This window comes from Vibrio sp. YMD68 (genome assembly GCF_029958905.1).
Lineage (GTDB): Bacteria > Pseudomonadota > Gammaproteobacteria > Enterobacterales > Vibrionaceae > Vibrio.
On sequence record NZ_CP124614.1, the window covers coordinates 2,541,879 to 2,564,525 of the forward strand.

At 45.1% G+C, this 22,647-nt stretch carries 15 protein-coding genes; 6 read left to right on the forward strand and 9 right to left on the reverse strand.

Annotated elements, in window-relative coordinates; genetic code table 11:
- Positions 1-50 precede the first annotated feature (50 nt).
- From recD to QF117_RS17620, 9 genes are all read right to left on the reverse strand, one after another.
- Positions 51-2,237, reverse strand: a complete 2,187-nt coding sequence (gene recD, locus QF117_RS17580; RefSeq protein ID WP_282387243.1) for an exodeoxyribonuclease V subunit alpha — start codon at positions 2,235-2,237, stop codon at positions 51-53.
- On the reverse strand, positions 2,237-5,869 hold the full coding sequence (gene recB / locus QF117_RS17585) for an exodeoxyribonuclease V subunit beta (protein WP_282387245.1): 3,633 nt from the start codon (positions 5,867-5,869) through the stop codon (positions 2,237-2,239). Before recB ends, recD begins: the two co-directional genes overlap by 1 nt.
- Before the next feature lie 516 nt (positions 5,870-6,385).
- Positions 6,386-9,853: an exodeoxyribonuclease V subunit gamma gene (recC, locus tag QF117_RS17590; RefSeq protein ID WP_282387246.1), complete on the reverse strand. Its 3,468-nt coding sequence runs from the start codon at positions 9,851-9,853 to the stop codon at positions 6,386-6,388.
- A 308-nt stretch (positions 9,854-10,161) separates the two neighbouring features.
- The gene (locus QF117_RS17595; RefSeq protein ID WP_282387247.1) at positions 10,162-11,883 is read right to left on the reverse strand and encodes an ABC transporter substrate-binding protein; all 1,722 of its coding nucleotides are present in this window, start codon (positions 11,881-11,883) and stop codon (positions 10,162-10,164) included.
- Between the two features lie 142 nt (positions 11,884-12,025).
- Positions 12,026-12,298, reverse strand: a complete 273-nt coding sequence (locus QF117_RS17600) for a DUF2160 domain-containing protein (protein ID WP_017035012.1) — start codon at positions 12,296-12,298, stop codon at positions 12,026-12,028.
- A 12-nt stretch (positions 12,299-12,310) separates the two neighbouring features.
- Positions 12,311-13,129 (reverse strand): carbohydrate ABC transporter permease, encoded by an 819-nt coding sequence (locus QF117_RS17605; RefSeq protein ID WP_282389515.1) that lies wholly within the window; start codon positions 13,127-13,129, stop codon positions 12,311-12,313.
- 16 nt (positions 13,130-13,145) lie between these two features.
- Positions 13,146-14,009 carry a sugar ABC transporter permease gene (locus QF117_RS17610; RefSeq protein ID WP_017035010.1) on the reverse strand — a complete coding sequence of 288 codons (864 nt, stop codon included), beginning with the start codon at positions 14,007-14,009 and terminating at the stop codon, positions 13,146-13,148.
- Positions 14,006-15,109 (reverse strand): ABC transporter ATP-binding protein, encoded by a 1,104-nt coding sequence (locus tag QF117_RS17615; protein WP_282387250.1) that lies wholly within the window; start codon positions 15,107-15,109, stop codon positions 14,006-14,008. The genes QF117_RS17610 and QF117_RS17615 overlap by 4 nt, the downstream gene beginning before the upstream one ends.
- A 5-nt stretch (positions 15,110-15,114) precedes the next feature.
- A complete protein-coding gene (locus tag QF117_RS17620; protein ID WP_282387252.1) occupies positions 15,115-16,203 on the reverse strand; it encodes an ABC transporter ATP-binding protein in 1,089 nt (362 codons plus the stop codon).
- Positions 16,204-16,540: 337 nt separating this feature from the next.
- Between QF117_RS17620 and QF117_RS17625 the strand changes: the two genes are divergently transcribed.
- The 6 genes from QF117_RS17625 (at position 16,541) to QF117_RS17650 (ending at position 22,586) form a co-directional block, all read left to right on the forward strand.
- Positions 16,541-18,565 (forward strand): sigma-54-dependent Fis family transcriptional regulator, encoded by a 2,025-nt coding sequence (locus tag QF117_RS17625; protein ID WP_282387254.1) that lies wholly within the window; start codon positions 16,541-16,543, stop codon positions 18,563-18,565.
- A 149-nt stretch (positions 18,566-18,714) separates the two neighbouring features.
- Positions 18,715-19,641: a LysR family transcriptional regulator gene (locus QF117_RS17630; protein ID WP_282387255.1), complete on the forward strand. Its 927-nt coding sequence runs from the start codon at positions 18,715-18,717 to the stop codon at positions 19,639-19,641.
- Positions 19,642-19,704: 63 nt separating this feature from the next.
- On the forward strand, positions 19,705-20,004 hold the full coding sequence (locus QF117_RS17635) for a YebG family protein (RefSeq protein ID WP_282387256.1): 300 nt from the start codon (positions 19,705-19,707) through the stop codon (positions 20,002-20,004).
- Positions 20,005-20,182: 178 nt separating this feature from the next.
- Positions 20,183-20,920, forward strand: coding sequence for a copper homeostasis protein CutC (locus QF117_RS17640; RefSeq protein WP_282387258.1), 738 nt, complete (start codon positions 20,183-20,185; stop codon positions 20,918-20,920).
- 51 nt (positions 20,921-20,971) lie between these two features.
- On the forward strand, positions 20,972-21,904 hold the full coding sequence (locus tag QF117_RS17645; protein WP_282387259.1) for a LysR family transcriptional regulator: 933 nt from the start codon (positions 20,972-20,974) through the stop codon (positions 21,902-21,904).
- Positions 21,905-22,022: 118 nt separating this feature from the next.
- Entirely contained in the window at positions 22,023-22,586 is a 564-nt protein-coding gene (locus QF117_RS17650) for a porin family protein (protein WP_282387261.1), read from the forward strand.
- Positions 22,587-22,647 lie beyond the last annotated feature (61 nt).

Here is a 22,647-nt window from a genome sequence, read left to right on the forward strand (position 1 = left end):
TCCAGGCCTTAATGACAAAAATAATACCACGACACTATCCGTCCACATCGCTAACAAGTCATCTTTAACCGTTCCACTAAACCACTCGCGCGCTCTGTTTTTACTCTTATCCCGCGCTTAAGCACACTCATATTACAAAATAGAACCAATCGGCTTTTCGCTCGTGTTATCCCGGTGTAGATCAGCTCTCGGGTCAGTACGGGGGTAAAATCCGGCGGTAAGATCATTAAGGTTAAAGCAAACTCGCTACCTTGAGATTTATGAACCGTCATGGCAAACGCGGTTTCATGGCTTGGAACTCGGCTTGGTAATACGGATTTCACACTGCCATCGGGTAGTTCAAAAAAGACCTTGAGGCGTTTATTGTCATCAGAAAAATCAATCATGCAGATGCCAATATCACCATTATACAACCCTAATCCGTGGTCATTTTGCGTCACCATGACAGGGCGGCCGTGATACCAAAGTTCATCCTGTGGATTAATAAGTCGCTGACGAGACAACGCTTTTTCAATGCGCAGGTTTAATCCTGACACACCAAAATCTCCTTCTCGTATCGCGCACAATAATCGGCACTGAGAAAACTGCTTCAAGGCCATTTTCGCTCGTTGCAATTGATCCTCAACAAGCTCAATGGTACTCGTGTCTTTCGGCCGTATTTGCTGTAAATACAGCGCATATTCCTGTACCAATGTTTGCAGCATGTGACTGTAGCTTTCACCACTTAACGTGTGAGATTCAATATCTCCAAATCCTTGTTCAAAGACCTGCTCGACACGTTTGGGTTGACCTGATTTTATAGCCTTTGCTAGCTGACCAATGCCAGAGCGTGCATCAAATCGAAAGCTCTTTTGCAGCATACACAAGCTATCACTGATGACGTTGCCATCCTGTTTGATGGTGTCGTCTGGGTTCACTGAGCCTTCATTAACATTGATGTGTTGATACTGCGTCAGTTCTTTGAGCACTTTTTCCTGAGCACTGCTATAGCCTAATTTCTGGAATGAGCAGATATCACCAAGTACAGAGCCGGCTTCCACAGACGCTAACTGATCTTTGTCTCCGAGCAGTATCAAGCGAGCATTGTCTGGCAGCGCCTCCACCACTTTATACATCATAGGCAGATCAACCATCGATGCTTCGTCAATCACAAGAATATCCAAATGCAGCGGGTTCGCTCGGTTGTGTCTGAACTCGGCACTATTGGGCAATGCCCCAAGTAAACGGTGAATCGTACTCGCTTGGGTAGGAATTTTCTCTTTGAGTTGCGGTGACACAGGCAGCTCAGTGATCGCCTGACCAATCGATTCGGTTAGTCTTGCGGCTGCTTTCCCGGTTGGTGCTACCAGGCGAATAGTAGGCTCTTTTCCTGTTTGCTCTGCTTGAGTAATTAATGCAGCAAGAAGCTTGGTGACCGTGGTGGTTTTACCCGTGCCTGGCCCTCCAGAAATGACCGCAAAGCGACGAGTTAATGCAATGGAGGCCGCGACTTTTTGCCAATTCACACAAACAGATAACGGCACCCATTGGTCCAGCATTTGTAAATCTTCACTTTTATTAGCAGCCAGTAATAAGTTATCAATCGCCATCCAATCCAGGGATGTGTTATCGACAATATCAAGATGATCACAAACCAGTTGTTGACGGACCACTTGAGTATTTTTTGATGAAGAAAGACTTTTCAGCCCATTAAATAGGTAGTGATAACTTCGCTGAAAGAGACGATCAAGTAACGCAGAGAGGTTTTGTACCTCAGTAGGCTTTAAGATCATCGGTGACCCAAAGCGAGTTAAACATTCCGCTAAGCCGATTTCGTACTGCCAGTAGCGATGCAGATACAAGCGTTCGCCATCAAACATCATCGGCACGGCCTCGCTATTTTCACCAATCAAAGTCGACTGTTGAATCAGCGATGCCCAATCAATGCTTTGTAATTGCAAGCTTAACGCCGTGGCGGAATCACCATACAGTCCGAGTTTTAACGCCCACGGATGATGAGCATGATCATTAGAATTCACCGAATTATTTGCAGTCTCGCCCACCATCGAAGGTGTTGGCAGCATCAAACAGATGTTTCCCTTACTCAACTCATGGCTGATTAACCCCGCAAGAAAGCCGATCTGTTCTGGAGCATTCTGTTCTTGGGCTGCAATGAATCGAGCAAATTGATAGTCCAGCTGCCTAATGACGCCTTTCTTCGCCAATGTGTTTAAATTACTAAGAAGAGACATTGTCATTAAAAATCCAGCTCCATTTGATCAGCGGTACGAAGGCCATTAGGAATACCGCCAGCTATGAGGTTATCCATATCATTGAGAAGGTCCAAACTTGGCTTCGCGGAAAAAATGCCATGTTCCGATTGGCCATCCATACCACGAAGAAAAAGATAATATACCCCACCGAAATGGGCGTCATAATCGTAGTTTGCTAATCGGCTGCGCAAGAAACGATGCAGCGCTAACGCATAAATTTGGTACTGCAAATCATAGCGATGATCCACCATCGCCGCACGTAAAGCTTCGCCGTGATAGCACGAAACGTCATCACCAAGATGATTCGATTTCCAATCCAAAATGTAGTATTTACCTTGATGTTCAAAAACTAAATCAATAAACCCTTTCAGCATGCCTTTCACGGTTTGAAAACCGAGAGAGCCGGCCTTTGCTGATAGTTCATCATGTTGACGGATGGTCTGATTTAGCCCATTGGCCGTGAGCACTTCAATGGGCAATAAAAACTCCATCTCGACCAACCTTTGCTCTGCGGACTTTTGATTCAGTCGGAGATCTCGCCCATCAAGAGGGGTGCTTAACACCGTGTCCACCAACGTTTGTAAAATGGGCAGCCAATGTTCATCTAGCTGCTCTTTCTCCATTAAGTGGCGAATAATGTCGAGGTTGCTTTCTTCACCAGCAGGAAGGGTAAATTCCACCTCTTCAAATAGCGTGTGCAAAAACGTACCCGGACGAGCGCCCCGTGGGAAGGTGAAAATTGACCGCTCTGGCTCAATAAGTTCCGTTTCATCTTGCTCTTCAACAGAATCAATATCAAAGCCCTGAATCTCAACACTGGCATCATAATGAGATTGATGTCCACCTTGTTTAACCAGCCCAGAATAGCTAGTAACACGCCAAGATCGGTCAATCTCACTCTGGAGTACATGAGCATGAAGATCGACAGCATGTTCTTGCAAAATAGAATAAGACTCATCGTGAGGCAACGGGGGATCCGTCACCACAATAGCGCTCAATGCGTTAGCTTGAACCGTTAACGCATTGTTGAGTTCGGAAATACCGCCTTGTTGTGCATTTTGCAATAAATAACCCAGTGCACTTTTATCAACTCCGGTCGGTTCTTTGGTTGAGCGTCCTCGTCTTATCGGTGACACCCCAATGAAACAGCCATACACTGCCCGAGTGAGTGCGACGTAAGCGAGTCTTAAATCTTCAGCTAAGCGCTCTTTATCGGCCTGCTCTAATGCGGCACCACTGTTGGTAATATCGAGTATCGTCTGATCACTGGATTCGTCGTAATACTTCCCTTCGCTTGCTTCACGATAACTGACTAGAAATGGAAGAAACACCAAATCATATTCCAGACCTTTCGATTTATGAATGGTGATGATTTGAACCAAGTTTCGCTCAGACTCTAAACGTTGAATTTGATCATCACTGCCACCTAGCCCTTGTTCGGCTTGGCTAATGGTTTCCGCAAGCCAACGCAACAAACCATGGTCGCTGTCTAACTCTTGCCTCGCTTGTTGCAGCAGTTCTCCAATATGCATCAAATCGGTGAGCGTGCGTTCGCCATTATCTTCTTCCAGTAACCGTTCAGCGATATGACGCTTACTGATTACGGAACGAAGCATCGGAAGCACACCTCGTTGTAACCAGAGTTTTCGATACTCTTTGAATTCGTTAACCGCGTTATCCCAGATGATTTCATCGTTATTTAACGCATCAAGCTGGGTTGCGTTCAAAGCAAACAATTCAGAGGCAAGGCACGAACGCAGTGCTCGATCATTATCCGGAGTTAGTGTGGCTTGCAATAGTCTTTGTAGATCTTGAGCCACCCCACTGGTGAACACGCTATCTCGGTTAGAAAGGTAAACACTGGCAATCCCTTTATCGGCCAAAGCCTGTTTGATCATTCGCCCTTCATTACCTGTTCTCACCAGAACAGCCATATCTCCCGCTTCAACGGTTGTTCTTTTCAAGCTACTTGCTGATCCACTTGAAAAGTAGGCATTATCACTTTGAGCTGCGGTTAATATCGTTTGGATCTGACTCGCCGTCGCCAGCGCCATTTCATCAAGGTATTCCCCTTTCGAGCGCGGTTTATCTTCCGCGTCTTGCAGCCAATAGGTCATCGCTGGCTGTTCTTTACCCTTTAAGTACCAATGTTTTTGCTCAGCCACAGGGCTATAGTTCACCGGCAAGAAGGGAATGTCTTCATCATAAACAAATGGGCTACTGGACGATTGAAACAGCTGATTCACCGCCAATACCATGTTGGCACTGGAGCGCCAGTTTGTTCCCAATGTGTAATGGGCACTGACCTGATTTCTTGCTTTGATGTACGTGAAAATATCCGCCCCACGGAAACCGTAAATCGCCTGTTTAGGATCGCCAATCATAAACAGACCGCATTGTGGGTTATTGAGATAGATACGGCTAAAAATATTGTACTGAAGTGGATCCGTGTCTTGGAATTCATCGATCATCGCGACCGGATATAAAGTGCGAATTCTCTCAGTTAACTGACCCGCTTCATCCAAGTCTATCGCAGCAGAAAGTTGAGTAAGAAGATCATCAAAAGAGAGCCACTGTTTATGCTTTTTGGCGCTCGCCAGCTTCTCACGACACTCTTTAATCGCATGGGCCATCAGAGGCGCTTTAAGATTTACAGGGGCCGATAAAAAAGCTTGAATCGCTTCAAACACTTCGTGCTGGGGGGCTTCGCCTTTTGGGGTTTTCTCTCGCAGTACATCTTGGGAGAATCGCTCCAACTTATCGGGGAAATCATAGTTATCCGTTGGCAGTGAAGCCCATGCGGTGATGCTCTCTAGCCATTGCGGTAATGATTTTTTAGTGTAACTGCGTTTGTTAATATCTGAGCCAGAGATGAGAGCCAGAAAGTCAGCTTGATGATCCATCCAATGACGCTTTAGGACATCAATTTTGGCAAGATTGTCCTGATGTAATGCAGAAAGGTCACCGCTCATCGCTTCAACTGATAACGTCAGCGGCGATCCACTTAAGTACCGACCAATATCAGCCAATAGCGATGCTGGCGATCCCCAGATACGTCTCACTTCGCCCGCTAAGTTGATAGGCAAAGGGTAAAAGTTTCGACGCCAATAATCGGCAATCACTTGCGCTTTAAGCTGGCTTTCATCGGTAACAAATTCGTTATCAAAACGACTGCCGGACTCAAAGGCATTTTGAGTCAACATGCGCTGACAAAAACCGTGAATGGTGTACACCGCCGCTTCATCCATTTGACGCTCAGCCTGCAACAGTATTTTTGCCGCTTCTTTATGGTTGCTTACCGCATCAAGTAGCGGTGCAATCACCGGATCATCACTCTGGCTTCGGGAAAAAGCAATGCGAGCATCATGAATTCTTGCCCGAATACGATCCCTCAATTCAGCCGTTGCCGCTTCGGTGAACGTCACCACCAATATTTGATCAACGGTCAGCGGTGTCGAATGGCGTGTCTCTCCGTCACCATGCCCGAGCAGCAAGCGAAGATACAAACCGGCAATCGTAAAGGTTTTTCCTGTCCCTGCCGAGGCTTCAATGAGTCGCGCACCATGCAGGGGAAAAGTCATTGTATTTAGTGTTGTTGCCACAATTTTCGCTGTCATTGTACTCAAACCTATTAATTACCTATTGCATCTTCATGACCTAGAGTTAGGCGGTCACGATTCTAGAATCAAATGCTTACTCTATTTCAAAATAACGTCTGTTTCGAAATAACGTCTGTTGCGAAATAACGTGATCCAGTTATGAAAAATATTACAAATCCGTCCTGAGTCGGTATTCATTCTAAGGGAGTGCGATCTTACTCACGGCAGAGGCGCTTATGAGCCGATAGTATGCCGCTCACTGGTTCACCTGCAGGTCAAATCAATACGTTAGCCTGCTATATCATTCAACGATACCGACCCAAATACCAACCTAATAATGGTCCCTCTGACCTGTGGCCGTACAGAAAACGCCCTACACTATAATGATTGACTGGCGGCCACTTTATTTCTTGTTACTTATCACTTTCCATTACCCCATGACGGTTATTACCACATGACTGGCATGACTGGCATGACTAAATAACGGGTATTACTGCGTGATAGACTCTCAAATGCGTTCTTAGCATCCACTCATTACGCATCGGCCGCATTGACTAGAGCCAATCGTGGCGCTTGAATGATCAGCGACGACAATAATCTCACTTGTGCAGCGAGTTCATCGTTCCATTCGGGCCAAATTCGGGAAATGTACGCACTCGCACCTTCTCCAGTCACATTGAATCCATCGTTAAAAGTCGCGGACATTTTTTTGAACGACTTCTCTTCATCATCCACCCACTTACCTCGACTAAAGCCTGCATCGACGTTAGCCAGCGCGGTTTTAGGGAAGTAGCACAGCGGTTTCGTCATTCCCTGATAATAGAGGCGAACACATTCATTGAGTAACTCTCGTGCGTATTTGACATCATCGATGGCGGGATACAGTTCGTGTACAACACCTTCTTTTCGATCGTAACCAATGATGTGAGTCGGTTTCGAGATGCCAGAAATGGAAAGCAAGAGGTGGTCAATCCAAGCAGACAAATAGTCTTGAGAGCGAATCTTACCACTGCGGTAACGCACAAGGCCGGATTGATAATAATGGGTCAACCAGCCATGTAACTGGACGTTTTTTCCTTCCCCCAACACATCGATCGTCAGGCTTACATCCACATCATCTTGTGGCTGACCGCATAGAAATGTCAGTGTTTCCACCAGTTCTTCGGCTTGTGCTCGATTGGTTTCAAACTCTATCTCACCAAAAGCGCCGACGGGCAATTTACCTTGCGCTCTCTGTTCACAAACAAATCGCTCAACAATACTTTGGCTATCAGGGTTACCTTTTAGGCGTTCGTCCAACAAGCTATCAAGCAATTGATCCCGTAGCTGATAACTTTCCAGCCCGTTAAGCACAAAAGGTTCTTCGTTTTCCATGATGGGTAACGGAGGTTCAAAAGAGACTTTTAAGCGGCGGTTAAAGAAGTACTGAACCGGTAAGCGCCAAAAACGTTGCAGCTCCACTAAATCGAGCTCAATGGGAAAAGTGGCTCCAAGTAAAAAATCACTCAACTGGCGTTCAAACTCACCGCTTTTTTGACCTTGCCGATTCACAGCAGGCATCCACTCTTTAGCGTAGCTGCCAGACAAACTAGAGAACTCATTTGGGCTAAATGGCACCATCGCGTGTTGCGTAATGAGTGATGCGACCAAGCGATCACCCGATGCATCACAGGGAAGCTCCTGATCATCCGAAAGACAGTAATTTTGGTGGCAATACTCCAAAAGCTCCGACACCAGTACGGAAGGGACTTTATCGGTATTGTCTTGAATAGAGCGGCCAACATAACTGATGTAAAGCTTTTGAGTGGCCGACAAGATCGCTTCTAAAAACATGTAGCGGCTGTCTTCTCGTCTTGAACGATCACCGGCTCTGAAACTCCGCTGTAAATAGTCAAAACCTTCAGTCATATCATTCGGTGGGTAAACACCATCATTCATACCCAGTAAACACACCACATTGAACGGTATTGAACGCATAGGCATGAGGGTACAAAAGTTGACCTGCCCTGCTAAGAAACGCTGGCTGATTCGAGTACCTGAGAGCTTATTGTTCAGATATAAGCTAACGACACTCGGGGCTAACTCTTGATGGTATCCCGCATCGAACAACTGCTCTTTTAACGTAGAGAGCGTATCTCGAATCGCAACCAGAGCCACTTCACCTTCTAATTCAACCGCAAAGAAATCATCCAATAACTGGTTGAGTGTTTCTCGCCAACGTTCAATGGATTGAGTTTGCGCTAACCTTTTTCGGTAATCGCCAATCAGTTCAATGAAGTGTGCCAGTTTTCCTGCGAGTTCAGCCTGAATGCCTTGCACTTCATTATAAGGAGCCAGTAACTCACCGTTTTGGTTGTCACCCATTTGGAACAACCCTGAATCCTCGGTCATGGCGTAGCCAAGCATCATCCGCTGAATGCCGAACTGCCAAGTATTTTGGGTCGCCTCTGGTAATTCAAACTCTTTTGCCGTGGACGCATCAAGCCCCCAACGAATGCCCGATTCTTCAATCCAGCGTTTTGCCTGTGTGAACTCCTCATCACTTAAGCCAAACTTGGCCATCATGGCTGGGGTCTCAAGCAGCTCAAGAAGTTCAGACGCCAAACATCGCGTATTCGGCAAATCCACCAGCTGCATAAAGGCCGCTAGAATAGGGCTTTCTTGGGTAGCGGTGCGGTCAGAAATGGAAAAAGGAATGTAGCGTTCACCGGGCGCGTTACCGAACACGGCTTGAATAGCAGGGCTATAGGCATTGATATCAGGCACCATAACAATGATATCGCGCGGCTTTAAGCCAGAATGGTGGTCAAACATACCAAGTAATTGATCATGCAAGACTTCAACTTCACGCATGGCGCTGTGGCAAGCATGCAAAGACACGGAACCATCACCCAGCATGACGACTTGTTTATGGGCACTGGAATCGAGTTGTTCATCATTTTGATGCTCTTCAAGGTTTAGAATATCGGCCTGAAGCTGATGAAGCAACGAATCTCTAGGGATATCAACAAACGCTTCGATTTCATTCGACTCTAGCTGAGAGAGCAAAAACAGATTGTCTCGCCCTAGCTTACCCAAAGAAGCCAACAAATTATTCCCGGCGACCTCGGTATGGAGTTCATCGACAAGGTTATCTTCAAGTGACCCTTTTAACTGGTCCGTTTGCCCACCAATCTCGGAGTGATCATTTTGCCACTCAAGATGCTGGCGATGCTTTGCGGCCAATTTCGACAGATATTTTTTGTCTCGCACATCTCCCCAGTAGTACCGACAAGGGTTGGTAAACATGAGGTGGACATCAATGTGCTCACCAATCGCTTTTAATGCATCCATGTAACGTGGCGGCAGTGAAGAAATGCCGAAAACAAAAAGCCGCTTGGGTAAGTGGTTTAATGAGCCCTGGAAATGCGCCAGAGTCTCGATAAATTCTGCGTAGAGATTGGCTCGATGATACGGCGACTGTTCAAGTTCGATCGTATAGTCATAAAGCGCTTGCCATAAGATCGGCTGCCATGGGTGATCCCCTTCAAGTTCAGCGACCGTTTGCCCAGCTTCCCAAGCGGCTATCCACTCTGGCCGATATACGAGGTAACCATCAAAAATATCGGCGATTTTCTCCACCAACTGATAGAGCTTTGAATTGTCTTCATCATCGTTCAGATAGCGAGCAAGGGGTTCAAAATGCTCATGCTCTAACATCGAAGGAAGCAAGTGCATTAATTTCCACGTCATGCCCTCTTTATTGAAAGCGCTGCGTTTGGGAACATCGGGCAAAATCTGAGTAAACAGTTCCCAGATAAAACTCGCAGGTAATGGAAATTCGAGGTTTGCGGCAATTCCAAACTCGTTAGCCAGCTCCATTCTCAACCATTGAGACATGCCGGGGCTTTGAACCAGAATCTGTTCTTTTTCAAACGGGTTTTCTAATGGGTTTTGACGAACAAGCTCGACTAAAAGAGACTTGAGAATATCGATTTGATTGGAGTGATAGACGGTAAACAAAATACGCTCATACTATTCTTGCCGCAGATAGAATGAGATTAGCATAGGGACACATAATTCGAGAGTGTTATAAGCACATGATTACAATAAACATGACGAGGTGTTCAAACTGTTCACAAGAGATCCCGAAAATGGACAAAAGCAATAAAAAACACCCACCGCACTGAATGATGCAGCAAGGTGGGTGTCGATTTTAATGAAGAGATTTTTAGATCTCACGAGCAGTTGCAACTCCCTACAAAGACTGCAGCTAACCCGCAAGAACTAGAAATCATAGCGAATGCTCGCTAGCTTTTAGCTTTTAGCTTTTAGCTTTTAGCAATTAGATCTTTATAAGCAATCGTTTTGCCCTGCGGTTTCTCATTTTTCAGCTTCATTTTCGGAGAACCCGGTTGAGACAACCAGTAATCAGGATCTTTCTTCGGATTCAGTTTCGGCCCACATTCACCTTGAACACCACTGCGCTCAAGACGCTGCATCACTTTGTCCTGCGCTTGTGCTAATCCATCCAATGCCTCTTGTGGTGTTTTTTCGCCACTCGCCGCTTCAGAAACGTGTTGCCACCACAGCTGAGCAAGCTTCGGATAATCAGGGACGTTCGTTCCTGTTGGTGTCCACTGCTTACGTGCATCACTGCGGTAGAATTCAACCAAACCACCCAGTTGAAGCGCGGCATCGGTCATTGCTTGAGAGTTGATATCCGACTCACGAATCGGCGTTAGACCAACCAGTGTTTTCTTAAGACTGACGGATTTTGAGACCACAAATTGTGCGTATAACCACGCCGCTTGGCGTCTATCCAAAGGCGTACTGTTTAGGAATGTCCATGCACCCGCATCTTGATAGCCGAGTTTCATGCCCTCTTCCCAGTAAGGTCCGCGTGGAGAAGGTGCCATGCGCCATTTTGGCGAACCGTCTTCATTCACAACAGGCAATCCAGGTTTGGTCATATCAGCAGTAAAGGCGGTATACCAAAAGATTTGCTGCGCAATAGAACCTTGTGCAGGTACTGGCCCTGCTTCACCAAACGTCATACCTTGTGCTTCAGGTGGCGCGTATTTTTTCAGCCAATCGACATACTTGGTTGTTGCGTAAACCGCAGCTGGGCCATTGGTTGCACCGCCACGAGCCACATCGGAACCGACAGGGCTACACCCTTCAATACGAATGCCCCATTCATCGACAGGAAGCCCGTTTGGAATGCCTTTATCGCCCGCGCCAGCCATTGAGAACCATGAATCGGTAAAACGCCAGCCCAGTGATGGATCTTTCTTACCGTAATCCATGTGACCATAGATACGCTCACCATCGATCATTTTCACTTTGTCAGTAAAGAACTCAGCAATGTCTTCATAAGCAGACCAGTTTAGTGGCACACCCAACTCATAGCCGTACATTTCTTTAAATTGTGCCTTGAGATCATCACGCTCAAACCAATCCGCACGGAACCAGTATAAGTTGGCAAACTGTTGATCTGGAAGCTGGTAGATCTTACCGTCAGGGCCAGTCGTAAAGTCTAACCCAATAAAATCAGGTAAATCTAAGTACGGGTTGGTGACGCTTTTTCCTTCACCGGCGATAAAGTCTGAAATAGGCACAACTTTTCCGTAACGGACATGCGTACCAATCAGGTCGGAATCGTTAACATAACCATCATAGATATTACGCCCAGTCTGCATTTGCGTTTGCAGTTTTTCGACCACATCCCCTTCTTGAATCAAGTCATGATTGACTTTGATCCCAGTAATTTCATAGAAAGCCTTCGCGAGCACTTTGGCTTCATATTCGTGGGTCGTGAGGGTCTCAGACGCCACGTTAATTTCCATGCCTTTAAACGGTTTCGCTGCATCAATGAACCACTGCATCTCTTTCTCTTGTTCACTGGTGGTCATCGTTGAAGGTGTAAACTCTTCGTTCAACCACTTACTGGCTGCCGCCATATCAGCGTAAGCATTTGGAACAAGTGCAGCAAAAGCGATAGAAAGCGCCATGCAGCGAGAGAGATAAGACTTTTTGATATCCATTTTCATTATTATATAACTCCAATTATGAGTATTCGTGTTTCACGTTATTTGTTGCGCTGTTACATCACTGACGGTCTTTTTCACATCGACTGACTGTTTGGTCTTCGTGAAAAAGTACCGGCAAAAACGCACCCTCAGTTCGTTGTATTTATCCCCATTTCAAAACGGTACCAAGCCAAATTACGCTAAGAGTAAAAGGCACCCAGATAGAGAGTTCCGAGAGTCCAATAAATCCAAGATGGACAAATGCAGAGCTCAGTAACCCAATAAATAATCGATCACCACGAGTGGTCGTAATCGGTAAAAATCCTTTTCGTTCTATGCAAGGTGTTGTGATTTCATAAATCGTCATCGTTAATAAAATCAAACCAATTCCAAGAAAGAACAGTGCTGAAGGTGTGGTCCACGCCATCCAAGCCATTTTGCTTACTCCTTATACTCGACCCAATGCGAAACCTTTCGCGACATGATTCCTAACAAACCAAACCACCAATATGCCCGGTAGAATCGTTAATACGCCTGCTGCTGCCAATACGCCCCAATCAATCCCCGACGCACTGACGGTTCGGGTCATCACCGCGGATATGGGTTTTGCATCCACGGAAGTTAGCGTCCGAGCAAGCAGCAGTTCGACCCAGCTGAACATGAAACAGAAGAAAGCCGACACGCCGATACCAGAGCGGATCATTGGTAAGAAAATCTTCAAGAAAAATTTAGGGAAGCTGTAGCCATCGATGTAAGCCGTCTCGTCAATTTCACGAGGCACACCCGACATAAAGCCCTCCAAAATCCACACCGCAAGTGGCACGTTGAAAAGACAGTGCGCAAGGGCAACGGCAATGTGGGTATCAAACAGACCAACCGAAGAGTAGAGCTGAAAGAAAGGCAATAGGAACACGGCAGGCGGCGCCATTCGATTGGTGAGTAACCAAAAGAACAAGTGCTTATCACCCACAAACTTATAGCGAGAAAAGGCATACGCAGCAGGCAATGAAACCGTTAGCGTGATCACCATGTTCATGACTACGTAGGTAATGGAGTTCACATAACCCATATACCAACTGGAATCTGAAAAAATGGTGGCGTAGTTCTGGAACGTCCAATTTTCAGGGAAAAAACTCAGCCCTCCCAGGATCTCTTGGTTCTCCTTAAATGACATGTTCAATAGCCAGTAGATAGGCAACATCAGGCAAATAATATAGAGCGCCAAACCGACTATTTGTGTGTAACGGGTGTATTTAGATTTCGTCATCGACATGATAATTTCCTTATTTATTCTCGCCGTGTGTCATTGCGGTATAGAACACCCAGCTCACCAACAAAATAATGAGGAAGTAGATGATCGAGAATGCAGCAGCTGGGCCAATATCAAACTGACCGATCGCCATCTGAGTTAGGGTTTGGCTTAAAAATGTGGTTGAGTTACCCGGCCCACCACCGGTTAATACAAACGGTTCGGTATAGATCATGAAGCTGTCCATAAAGCGAATCAGCACGCCTATCAGCAGGACGCTTTTCAGCTTTGGCAACTGAATGTAACGGATAATGGACCAGGTTGAAGCGCGGTCGATATTCGCTGCTTGGTAGTACGCATCAGGGATAGCGCGAAGACCTGAATAAGACAACAGCGCAATGAGCGACGTCCAGTGCCACACATCCATGAGAATCACGGTGAGCCATGCATCCAAAGGATCGCCTGCGTAGTTATAGTCGATCCCTATGCTGTTGAGCGCCCAACCAAATAGCCCAATATCTTCGCGACCAAAGATCTGCCAGATAGTCCCGACCACGTTCAGAGGAATCAGCAAGGGAACCGCCAGAATAATCAAGCAGAACACCGACCACCTTCCTTTTGTCGGCATAGTCAGGGCGACGATAATGCCAAGGGGCACCTCAATCATTAATATCGTAAAAGTGAACCCAAACTGTCGTAAAAGCGCACTGTGCAGACGCTCGTCGTTGAGCGTATCTCGATACCACTCGGTGCCAACAAAGTAGGCCGAATTAGCATCAAAAATATCTTGTAGAGAGTAATTCACTACCGTCATCAGCGGCACAATGGCACTGAATGCCACTAGAGCGAAAACCGGTAAAACTAAAAACCACGCTTTATTATTCGTGACTTTGTTCATGCCACATCCCCCACATTGACCAGAAACTCATCGACATACAGCATCGTCCATTGCTCTGGAATGCTAATAAAGGCTTCGTCTTTGGGAACAACCTGATCTTCTTGTAGGCGCGCTTTAATTTCATGCTGCCCCAATTTCAGCGTAACAATCTTGTAGGTACCCAAATCTTCCACATGCAGTACTTTGCACCGCAGTGCCGTGTCGTTGGCTTTTTCCCAGATGTGAACAAATTCTGGGCGAATGCCTATCTTGATGTTGCTACTGCTCGTTTGAGCGATAGCGTGTCGATAGGCCTCAGATAACGGGATCTCAACATCATCAAAACGAACGCCTGTTTCTGTTGGGGTGACCTCCATTAGGTTCATGCCGGGGCTGCCAATAAAGTAACCAACGAAAGTATGATTCGGGCGTTCAAACAGTTCTCTTGGTGTACCAAATTGAACAATTTGGCCGTTGTACATGACCGCAATTTCATCCGCAAAAGTGGATGCTTCAAGCTGATCATGGGTGACATAAATCATGGTGATATTGAACTGTTGATGTATCTGCTTGAGCTTTCTGCGCAGTTTCCATTTCAGTTGTGGATCGATAACCGTCAACGGCTCATCAAACAATATCGCCGATACGTCATCTCGCACTAAACCACGCCCCATAGAGACTTTTTGTTTTTCATCAGCGGTGAGGTGTTGCGCCTTTTTAGCGAGCACATTGGTGAGCTCTAAAATCTCTGCTATTTCCGTCACCTTTGAGTGCACTTTGGTCTTATGAATGTTCATATTACGAAGTGGAAAAGCCAAATTGTCATACACCGTCATGGTGTCGTAGATAACTGGGAACTGGAAAACCTGAGCGATGTTGCGATCCTGTGGGCGCAGATCATTCACTTTCAACTCATCAAACAAGACTTCGCCTTGTGACGGACTCATGAGCCCAGAAATGATGTTTAACAGTGTTGATTTTCCGCAACCTGACGGGCCAAGCAGAGCGTAGGCTCCACCTTGTTTCCAAACATGATTCATCTCTTTAATGGCGTAAATCGAGGAATCTGTCGGTTTTTTATCGTAGGTATGAGCCAATGAATTGAGTGTAATTTGAACCATCTCGATTATCCTCTTACATCATGAGTTGGGGAGTGGATGAGCTGCTCATCCATCCCAAACACATAGAATTTATGGATGGGTATATAGATTTTGATGCTTTCATCGACGTCATAACTGTGAACACCCGGTAAGTGCAGAACCAAATCAAGAAGATCGTTTCGAACATGCAAAAAGGTTTCTGAGCCGCTGATCTCCGCCACTTCCACCTGAACCGTTAATTCAACATCATCATCGTTCTTTGGCAGCAAACTGAGATGGCTAGGACGAATCCCAAAAAGGTGCTCGCCTTTATCTAACTTGCTCAAGGACTGGTTAAGTGGAAAATGAGAGGTTTTATCAAAGGTCACTTCGTTGTCGGTGATCTCACCATTGATCAGGTTGATCGGTGGTTCGCTGAACAAAATTGCCGAGTCTACGTTGTCTGGTTTGTGGTACACCGAAGGCGTTAAACCGGATTGAATCACTCGCCCTTCGTGCAATATTGTGGTCGTTCCTCCAAGTGCTAGCGCCTCATTGGGTTCCGTCGTCGCGTAAATGGCAATGGTGTGTCTTGCTTGAAATAACTCACGCATCTCTTGTCGTAGCTCTTCCCTCAATTTGTAGTCAAGGTTAACTAATGGCTCATCAAATAGAATGATTTCAGCGTCTTTTACTAAGGCTCTCGCCATTGCCGTTCGCTGTTGCTGACCGCCTGATAACTCTAAGGGATGCTTATGGAGATGCTCTGTGATTTGCAACATGGCTGCGGTGGCATGAACGCGCTCTTTAATATCACTTTCGGCCATTTTGGCCAGACGTAACGGGGATGCGACATTTTCAAACACCGTCAAGTTCGGGTAATTAATGAATTGCTGATACACCATTGAGATGTTTCGTTCACGGACAGACACGCCAGTGACATCAACACCGTTTACCCAAATACTCCCTGATGTTGGGCGATCCAACCCGGCGATAAGCCTCATTAATGAGGTCTTCCCTGCCAGTGTTCGCCCGAGCAATACATTAAATGAGCCCGGTTCGAAGGTCAGGCTCACATCTGAAATATGCGCCTCTCCATCCACCAGTTTGTTCACTTGATCCAATCTTAATGACACTTAACACTCCTTGAGCTCTGAACAAAATCACTTTCGATATTGTTCGATATTGCTAGAGTCATGCCAAAATATCATTCTATTAACAATTTATTTACACACCAAGCTCACAGCCCTTTATTTATATAGAGTTCATTAAAAATGATTGATAAGAAAGCGCTTTAATTCTAATTGGGCATGTGAGATCTAAGTAACATTTGTTAACAAAATGTGTTCAGGTGGAAATGATTGGTGATATGTTGACTGAACACTTTATGAACGTTTGTGTTCCAATACGAACAATTAGAATAAATACTTAATTTTTCTTTAAACATAGAATCAGAGCTGAGCTAATTTTAAGATGGACGATAAACATCAATCAATCATTGAACAGTCTTGGCAGCGCTGCCGTCAATCCGGACTATCACACAGCAGCACGCCCACCGTTGAGTTAGAAACCGGCTATCTATTCAACCAAGCGTTAGATGAACATTCAGGGCTCATTAAAACCACACATCATAAAGTTCTGCCTTTCTATGACAGTTTGCTGGCTAACAGCAATTGCTTGATTACCTTAACGGACACTAACGGATTGGTTTTAAAAAATTGGGGAGAGCAACGGTTTTTCTCGAAGCATCAACCAGATGTGTTTCAAAATGGTGCACATTGGCGCGAGAGTTTGATCGGAACCAACGCCATTGGAACGGCTCTAGAAACCGGGTCAATTGTTCAAGTCTTTCGTGATGAACACTTTTTAACGTCGAACAGATTCATGATGGGATCCGCTGCCCCATTATTTGATTCAGAGAGAAAAATGGCCGGCGTCTTATCCATATCAAGCGACGCTTACATGCCCACCTCTCACACACTTGGTATGGTCAAGTTGATGTCTCAAGCTATCGAAAATCAACTTATTGCTTCACAATTTCAAGATGATCAGTACCTGCTCTGGTTCAATACCTCCCCAGAAAATATTGACAGTCAGTGGTCATCGTTACTGGTGTTTAATGAAGATGGCGTCATTATTTCCGCCAATCGCCGAGCGGAAATCACATTGGGCCAAGGGTTAGCACTGCAACGCCTTGATCAACTCTTTGATATTAAGTTGACGCAAGTCCTCTCTCATCCCCATTACAATCCAATGTCGTTAGTCAGCCACTCAAAACACAATTTCTTTGCGATTGTGACGCCGCCTAAAATGCCCGTAGGTCGTAAGATTGATTACCGAATCCCGACAAAAAAGCCATCGAATACCCCTCCAAAAGTTCCTATCGAACTGGAGAAACTCAACATGGGAGATCCTCGACTTGCCAAAGCGATTTCCCAAGCGAGCCGGCTTTTAAATACGGATATCCCGATTCTGATTCATGGTGAAACCGGTGTAGGAAAAGAAGTGTTCGTGAATGCACTGCACCTCGCAAGCGATCGTAAACATGCCCCGATGATCGCTGTTAATTGCGCTGCGATTCCAGCTGATTTGGTTGAGTCTGAGTTGTTTGGTTATGAAAAAGGGGCATTCACTGGCGCGAACCAAAAAGGCTACATTGGATTGATTAGAAAGGCGGATAAAGGGACTTTGTTTTTAGATGAACTCGGTGATATGCCGATGAATGTACAAGCTCGACTCTTGCGAGTTTTACAAGAAAGACAAGTGACACCACTAGGCTCAACCACCTCTTACCCTGTCAATTTCAAGTTGGTCTCCGCCACGCACTGTCATTTAAAAAACAATGTAGAACAAGGCACTTTCCGCCAAGATTTGTACTATCGAGTGACGGGATTGAATATTACCCTTCCTCCCCTACGTGAACGGACAGATAAAGTGGTGCTTATCGAGCACCTTTTGAGCACGTTCTCTCTCGACGATGAACAGCCTAAACTGAATCAAGAAGTTCTGGAGATGTTTACTTCTCACCCGTGGCCTGGAAACATTCGTCAAATGGTCAGCGTCATCCAAATAGCACTCGCGATGGCTGGCAATGAAACCGTAACGGCCGACCACCTACCTGACGATTTTCTTTTGGATGCCGAATACCAGTCAAGGCCTCCTTCAATACTCGCGGTCGATTCAAATGAAACTTATCAGTGTATTCGATCATCAAACACCCACCCAACTGAGGCTAACACTTCAGTTGCTAAAAATTCAGTTGCTAAAAGTTCAGTCGCTAAAAATTCAGTAACAGACGCTGTAATAACCGATGATCGAGTAATAGATGCACTAGGAACAAGAAATGAGTTAGTAACAGGCGCTTCGACGATGATTGATAACGCGCAATGGTTAAATGTCTACGAACAACATGGCCGCAATGTATCAGCAACAGCAAAGCAACTGAACATCAGCCGCAACACACTCTATAAGCGCTTAAGGGAACAAGGGCTGCGGTAAGTTCGCTCATGATTGAAATATAGTCAAATCACTATTTCGCTTGTCGTATCTCGCTTGTCGTATCTCGCTTGTCGTATTTCACTTGCAATATGTTCGACTATGCCTAACTATCTTTAATACTCGTTCAGAACAGTTAAACGTATAGGCGTATGGCTTCTAATATTTCACTAAAACAGCTGAAAGTATTTACTACCGTGACTCAGCACAAAACACTCACCTCTGCTTCAGAAGCGCTTTATCTGTCTAAAGCCGCGGTTAGCATGGCACTTTCTGAGCTAGAGAAACAGATTGGTCACGCTCTGTTTGATAGAGTCAATAACCGTCTAATCATCAATCAAGAAGGGATAAAACTTCTTCCGCTTGCCGACGAGCTCTTGCACCGAGTCAGTGATATCGATGAATTATTTAGCCACAGACAATCCCTTACCGGTCAACTTAGAATCGGTGCTAGTGACACGATTGGTAACCATGTCGCACCTATTTTACTCAGTGAGTTTCGCCATAAAACCCAGCATAATTCACAGAGCTTGTTCATCTCTAATTCCAGTCTAATTTGCCAAAAGTTGGTCGATTACGAACTTGATATTGCTTTAATTGAAGGTAAGACCCAGCACCCAGAACTCATTTCCAGTCAGTTCAGTCAAGATGAGATGTGTATTATTTGCCCTTGCGATTTTCCAAATGCAGATGATCCGTCAGTCCCGGTGAGTGCCTTAGAAAACAGCCAATGGCTGCTACGAGAAGCGGGCTCTGGATCGCGAGAATTTTTCTTACAGGCGATTGCTCCACGTATTGAACACTGGCAAGAAGCATTTGAACTGAACACCACTGAGGCATTAATTAACAGCGTTTCAGCGGGGTTAGGCCTCGCTTGCTTATCACGCTTGGCTGCGCAAGCCGCACTGAACGATGGACGAGTCAAAATGCTCAAGGTTCCTCTCGATATGACACGTCAGTTTTGGCTACTTGTGCATAAAGAGAAATACCAAAGTCCACTTCTCAAGCGATTTATTGACTTTTGTCATCAAGTGGATAAAGAGTCACCACATAGCTCCCAGAAATACCCATCTCACTAGACTTAAACGAACGCAAGCTGTATAAAAAGACAGTGATGTATTTATTTGAATCGAGGATTGACCATGGCTGTAATCGTTAAGTACGTGGTGGAACGCAACGGAGAAGAGAAAATGACTTTTACCTCTAAAGCCGAAGCTGACGCTTATGATAAAATGCTGGATATGGCAGATGAGCTGTTTGAACTACTCAGCAAGAGTGATGTGATAGAAGATGAAGGTAAGCAAGAAGAGCTTGCTATGTACCTTGCAAAGAACAAAGAAGAAGTTCTTTATGCGCTTGGCGCTAAGCGCAAACCCGCGCCTAAAAAAGCCAAAAAGATTGAAGCGGTAATTGACGCGCCAAAAGAAGAAGACGCGGCTTAACCTTTTCTTATGAATACCGAAACCCAGAGCCTTGTCTCTGGGTTTTTCTTTTATAGCGTGAATTTTTTATAGCGTAAATATCGCGCAAAGCGGAAATTCAAACGGGTAAAGTTTTCCCTGATAGTTCTCTTTTATTCCCGTTAAAATACCGATGTCCCTTTAAGTTACGAGCACCACGATGACCTACCACGTTGAAGTTTGTATTGATAACATTGAATCTCTTCATAACGCCATGACAGGCGGAGCCACTCGCATTGAATTGTGTTCTTCTCTTGCCCTAGGTGGATTAACCCCCAGCTTCGGTTTTATGAAAAAAGCGGCGCAGCTTTCAACGATTCCTGTTTATGCCATGATCCGCCCTAGGCAGGGAGATTTTTTTTACGACAGCGATGATATTGAGTCCATGTTACTGGATATAGAGGCGGCGGCCCTAGCAGGCTTACAAGGGGTCGTGTTTGGTGTTTTGAATGAGAGCGGTGAAATCGACATGCCAACGGCTACCCAGTTAATGAACAAAGCCAACCAGTATGGGCTTGGTGTCACGTTTCATAGAGCCATCGATCAATGCCGAGATTATCGCCGAGCGATCGAAGACATCGTGGAACTTGGCTGTGAACGCATTCTCACCTCTGGACTGGCTCAAACCGCGGCTTTGGGATCAAACACTCTTGCTGAAATGGTGAGATTAGCCGATGGTCGAGTGAGTATTATGGCCGGAGCTGGATTGAATGCCACTAATGTTTTAGACATTATCGATGCATCCCATGTCACTGAAGTGCATCTATCTGGAAAATCCAGCCGCGAAAGCAAAATGACCTATACCGCAGAACACGTTAAGATGGGCAATCAAGATGATCGCCTTATTCCGATAACGGATGCTCAAGCGATCTCACAAGTGGTGAGTCAATTAATCTAATGAGATGATTCATCAACTTAATACTAAAAATACCAGCGTGAAACAAACCCTATGGCTAAAGATCTTTTTTATCAATTGGACCTTAATTTACTCCGAACTTTCTTAGTACTTTCTCAAGAGCTCAACATGAGAAAGGCCTCTGAACGCCTATTTGTTTCACAGCCTGCCATTAGCCAAGCACTACAAAAGCTTCGTAACCACTTTGATGATGAACTGTTTGTGAAAGTCCATGGAGGTCTTAAGCCCACTGCTTTTTCTGAAGACCTAGCAAACGCTGTCACCCCCCATTTAGACGGGCTTTCTACAAGCCTTAATCAGATAAATGAATTTGACCCTGAAAAAATCAACCAGAAAATCACTATCGCCATCCCCCCTATCATACTGTCCAATATTTCTGCTTCTTTATTTTTAAACATGAAAAAGCAAGCGCCGAATGCTGAGATCGAACTATTAGCATGGTCGAGTACAACACCTGATGACATTAAAAATGGGCATACGCTGCTTGGTGTACATTATGATATTGAGACTTCCAAAGATATCTATTCTGAACACATTGCGACGATTCAAGGAAACGTGATAGTTAGAAATGCCCACCCTATAAAAACGAAAACAGCTGACTTTATGGAATTCAGTCGATATGAACACGCTTCAATTATCAGCCCAGGCTGGAACGATCATTTCGGGTATGCAGCGAATCTAATGAAAGAGCACGGAGTCACCCCAAAAATAGGATTTCGTTCAGAACTGATTATGGCTGTCATCGATATCACCCAACACACCGATATGATCATGCCCAACTCGAGCCTATTTTCTATCGAAAACCACCCGGGATTAAGACAAATACTCCCCACCATCAATGGAAAACCTTTTACCATAGATATCTTAAGCCATTTTCATAAACGAAATAGAAAAAGTGCTTTAGTGATCTGGTTACACGATTTGATCCGCCAATCAATAAAACAAAAACAGAGTGATAAGCTTTAATTATCACAGATATAAAATCTAATAATTAGAGCTAATACATTCACTACCATAATATGACTCCCATCAGGAATTACTGACTCACGGAAAGAGTTTTATAACCCTTACTAAGAGTAATATTATGAAAGCAGCTTTAACGACAATCATTGCATCAACACTTCTTTCAACCAGCGTATTAGCAAATACATTTGAAAGCCAACACCGCGTCGGCCTTGGCTACACCTCAACAGAGATCAGCAGCCCTGAATACGACTCTTCTGTCGAATGGGGAAATGGCATCAAATTAGAATATGGCTACGAATTCAACCGTATCGTCGGTATCAACGTTTCATATGGTAAAAACAATGAGTCTGATAGCGGTTATGGTTTACACACTAAAATTGATGGCTCAACGTTTAAACTCGATACTGACATTGGTTACAAATTCTTTTTTGATGGCTTTACCATCAAACCGTATGGCTCACTTGGCTTAATTCGTTACTCTGAAGAAATCACATTGTCGGTAGGTGATAACGGTGCATCGACAAAGTGGAACGATACGAATGTCTTTATCGGGACGGGTGTACGTGCCGAATTTGGCAACAATGTGTACAGCGATCTTCGTTTTGACTTCACCTATTTTGATAATGAGCTCATCGACATCGATTACAACCAATTTTCTTGGACTATCGGCTACAAATTTTAACTCGTAAAGATGCCAAGGATGGCATTTTCTCTCTGTTGCTTTACCCATAGAGCGCCACCTT